General features: G+C 35.9%; 1 pseudogene. It reads left to right on the top strand.

Going from position 1 to position 443, the window contains the following annotated elements:
• Positions 1-443 (top strand): annotated as a pseudogene (locus Q1B05_RS18645) (glucose/galactose MFS transporter); the annotation flags it as partial.

Genomic DNA, 443 nt, shown 5'->3' with positions numbered 1-443 from the left:
CCTATAGAAAGTGCAGCTAAGCGTATTGCTATTATGGGTATTGCCAATAAAGTGGCTGGCTCATTAGGATCTTTAATTTTCGGAGCTATTTTATTGTCCGGTATAGACGAAGTAAAAGAAAAATTAGTATCTGTTTCTCCTATAGAAAAAGATCAATTACTAAATACGATGGCCGATAGTGTGGTAACGCCATATATTGTAATGGCAGTCATCTTATTTGTATTAGGATTTTTAATACGAAAAGCACCACTTCCAAATTTAGAAGAGCCAGCAGAAGAAGACACAGACGATACAAAAACAGCCAAAACAAGTGTATTTCAGTTTCCACATTTATGGTTAGGAGTGATTACATTATTCTTTTATGTAGGGGCAGAGGTTATCGCAGGAGACACCATTATCTCTTATGGTATCTCTCTTGGTTTTTCATCAGAAGAGGCTAAATT

Source organism: uncultured Formosa sp., assembly GCF_947500765.1.
Classification (GTDB): Bacteria; Bacteroidota; Bacteroidia; order Flavobacteriales; family Flavobacteriaceae; genus Formosa.
The sequence above is the reverse complement of the archived record's forward strand: the minus strand, read 5'-3'. Positions and strand labels throughout refer to the sequence as shown.